3 protein-coding genes are annotated in these 3,396 nt (G+C 45.6%); 1 reads left to right on the top strand and 2 read right to left on the bottom strand.

The window, feature by feature from the left end:
- The first annotated feature begins 367 nt into the window (after nt 1–367).
- Nucleotides 368–1,651: a serine--tRNA ligase gene (serS, locus tag IM500_RS20210; protein WP_287739421.1), complete on the top strand. Its 1,284-nt coding sequence runs from the start codon at nt 368–370 to the stop codon at nt 1,649–1,651.
- A 55-nt stretch (nt 1,652–1,706) separates the two neighbouring features.
- On the opposite strand, the gene IM500_RS20205 is transcribed toward serS, so the two are convergent.
- Together IM500_RS20205 and IM500_RS20200 are read right to left on the bottom strand one after the other, a co-directional pair.
- A complete protein-coding gene (locus IM500_RS20205; RefSeq protein ID WP_190721155.1) occupies nt 1,707–2,867 on the bottom strand; it encodes a 2,3-diketo-5-methylthiopentyl-1-phosphate enolase in 1,161 nt (386 codons plus the stop codon).
- A gap of 164 nt (nt 2,868–3,031) precedes the next feature.
- Nucleotides 3,032–3,334 carry a hypothetical protein gene (locus tag IM500_RS20200; RefSeq protein WP_190721158.1) on the bottom strand — a complete coding sequence of 101 codons (303 nt, stop codon included), beginning with the start codon at nt 3,332–3,334 and terminating at the stop codon, nt 3,032–3,034.
- Between the last annotated feature and the right edge of the window lie 62 nt (nt 3,335–3,396).

The raw sequence follows: 3,396 nt of genomic DNA, 5'->3' as shown, positions 1-3,396 counted from the left end.
TCAGCGTCGGGTTTTGAAGGGTTGTCATCCGTTGTGATAATTGTACCAGAAGGCAATTGATAGCCTGTTAAATTCCCTTGTTTCCACCACCTCCAAGCCGTTCGATAACTTATTCCTGTTTTTTTGCCTAGTCCGATAGTTTTGTCTGTACATATTACCATGAATGACTATATATGACCATATTTGTATTTAAACTTTACAATACCCCAGTTTCCGCTGCCGCTAATTTTACCGGCGGCTTTTAACCGATATTTTAGTTAAGTTTTGAGTTATTATTGAGCATTGGTTAGGGATTGACAACATTTCCCCTCGGGCTGCCGATTCTCCGACTCCCCCACTTAATTTTTACTTTTTACTGACTCGTACCATGTTAGACCTAAAGCAAATTAGAGAAAATCCAGAGGAAGTACAGAAACGCTTAGATAGTCGGGGAGGTAGTTATGATATTGCCCCTATTCTCCAGTTAAATCAACAACAGAAGGCTTTAGAGTTAGAACGCAGCAGTTTACAGGCCCGGGGTAACGAAATCGGTAAACTGGTAGGACAAAAAGTGAAAAGTGGCAGCGATGTCAACAGTCCCGAAATCTTGGCAATGAAAACAGAAGGAAACGAGATTAAAAGTAAACTAGCTCAATTAGAACCGCAGGAAAAAGAGATTAAAGCGGCCATTGACCAAAAAATCTTAGATTTACCCAATTTACCCAGTGAAACCACTCCCATCGGTAAGGATGAACGGGAAAATGTCGAAGTCAGACGCTGGGGAGAAGAATATAAACCCACCAACCCGAATATTTTGCCTCACTGGGAAATTGGGGAAAAATTGGGCATTTTAGACTTTGAACGGGCAGTAAAAATCGCCCAGAGTCGTTTTGTCAATCTTATCGCCCTCGGGGCAGCCCTAGAAAGAGCTTTAATTAATTTTATGCTCGATCGCCATATTGTCGCCGGTTATACAGAAGTTTTACCGCCAATTCTGATTAATAGTGACTCCCTGCGCGGGACGGGACAACTGCCGAAATTTGCGGAAGAAAGCTTTAAATGTCGAGATGATGAGCTTTGGTTAGCACCAACGGCAGAAGTACCTGTAACTAACCTCTATCGCGATGAAATCCTCTCATCGGAGCAATTACCGATCAAACACTGTGCCTATACCCCTTGTTTTCGTCGAGAAGCGGGCAGCTATGGCAAAGATACTAGGGGCTTGATCCGTTTGCATCAATTTAATAAGGTGGAAATGGTCAAAATCGTCCATCCTGACGCTTCTGCTCAGGAACACGAAAGTTTAGTCGCTAATGCGGAGGCAATCCTGCAAGCTTTACAGTTGCCCTATCGAGTGATTGAATTGTGTAGCGGTGACTTGGGTTTTGCGGCTGCTAAATGTTATGACTTAGAAGTGTGGCTGCCTTCGGCTAATACCTATCGGGAAATTTCCAGTTGTTCTAATTTTAGAGACTTTCAGGCACGACGGGCCAATATTCGCTTTAAAGAAAAAGGGCAAAAAGGCACTAATTTTGTCCACACCCTCAACGGTTCGGGATTAGCGATCGGTCGTACTATGGCTGCTGTCCTGGAAAATTATCAACAGGCAGACGGGACGGTAAAAGTGCCAGAAGCGCTGCAACCCTATCTAAAACGGGAAGTTATTTGTTAATTTTTCTAAAAATGCTTGACAAAATGTCTTTATAGTGCATTTGAAAGAATTGAGCTTAACCCCACTGTAGAATTGCCTGTTTTAAGGCTCCCTCAGGCAAATTGGCGGGATCAAAAGACTCACCCGCTTCTATTCTGGCTAAAGCTTCAAAAAAAGCCCTCACACCACTGGCCGGTCCGGATGGGTGGTCCATAATTCCGGTTCCCGCATTGAGGATAACATTACGTCCGTAATCCCCAAGGACCTGGGGAACAATACCTGGACGAATACCGGCCGAGGGAACCGGAAAAACGTTTCTATCGCGCAAAATATCGCGAATTTTGCCTTCCTCCTGGGGATCGAAGGGTAAACTACCGTAGGCGGCGGGATATAGCACCGCATCGGCTCCCGCGTGGGCCATCATCGTTCCCAAAACCACAGAATAGGCTAATCCCGTATCAGTACCGGCACACATCGCTCCGGCAAAGGCAGGATGGGCGAAAATAGGCACATCGATCGCTGGATCACTGGCTAAAGCTTCTAAAACGGAAAAACCGTAGGTAAGAACGTTTAATAACAGGGCATTAGCCCCATGTTTCACTAATAAACGGGCTTTTCTCTGCAATTCGTCCGCTTTTCCAGTGACATTGACCGCATAGAGAACATTTCTGCCGGTTTGCTGCCGCACTTCCTCCAAAACCCGGCGACAACAATCTAGGCGCTCGTGGGTGGGAGCCACGGGAAGATCCGCCATGATTTCATCATCTTTAATCACGTCTAAGCCAGCAAAAGCCACTTCTCGCAGGATATCGGCGTGATCTTGCGCCGATAGTCCTAAAGCGGGTTTAAAAATTGCCATGACTAGAGGTCGATCATAAACCCCCAAACGTTGCCTAATTCCTGTGATTCCCAGCTTGGCTTTCGTGCCGTAGCTTTCGGGGAGATACACCCCCACCACTTTTCCGGCTCCAGCCATGGAATATTTGCCGAAAATCATGGTTAAAAGACTGGCGATGTCATTTTCAACGTTTATCTGCGGAAAACGCACCCTAGCCACCTTATAACCGTCGGCTTCCTCCCTGATCCCCACCACTCCCCCTAGGTGTTGTTGCAGCTGCTCTTGACGATGACCGTGGCGCTCGCTCCAAGTGCCAGCGGTTTGACCGATAGCGATCGTTTTTGCCTGTTTTTCGGCATTAATAGCGGGAGGAAAGCGATAATCGACAATAATAGTCATAAAAGGTAAAAAAAGGGAGTGGGAATTATAAATTATAAATTATAAATTATGAATTATGAATTGGGGAGCTTTTTTTCAGTGATCAGTAAACAGTGAACAGTAATCAGTGAACTGAAAACCCACATCTGAATCACTGATAACTGGTAACTCTCCAGAAACTTAACTCAGGCTGAGGAAGCCTCAACCAGTTGAAAGCCAAGGGATTGCGCCTTTTTCGAGAGATTGTTGATGACCCGTTGACGATACTGTTGTTCGTAATAATCTGCTCCCAGATCTTGATCAGATTGTTTGGTCGTCCACAGACGATAAAAAATCCGCGCTATTTTATGTGCCGTAGCCGTAATCGCCTTGGCCGCACCAGCGCGGCGATAAAGACGACGATAAAAAGCCGCCGCCTTGGCATTGATGATGTTTAACTTCTGGTCACTACTTTGGGTTTTTGAAGACTTGTTTCGGGATTTGGTCATGGCTTTCTTGGCTCCGAGTTATGATCGGGGAAGTACCCTGGTTCTAGGAAGGGTTTTTTACT

Origin of the sequence: Microcystis sp. M179S2 (genome assembly GCF_020245805.1) — a bacterium.
GTDB lineage: Bacteria > Cyanobacteriota > Cyanobacteriia > Cyanobacteriales > Microcystaceae > Microcystis > Microcystis aeruginosa.
Note: the sequence above shows the minus strand (reverse complement) of the source record. Positions and strands in the feature narration are given on the sequence as shown.

What these genes read in the sequence shown, in the direction of transcription:
- IM500_RS20205 (WP_190721155.1), bottom strand. Translation starts at nt 2,867, where the DNA reads ATGACTATTATTGTCGATTATCGCTTTCCTCCCGCTATTAATGCCGAA.
- IM500_RS20200 (WP_190721158.1), bottom strand. Translation starts at nt 3,334, where the DNA reads ATGACCAAATCCCGAAACAAGTCTTCAAAAACCCAAAGTAGTGACCAG.
- serS (WP_287739421.1), top strand. Translation starts at nt 368, where the DNA reads ATGTTAGACCTAAAGCAAATTAGAGAAAATCCAGAGGAAGTACAGAAA.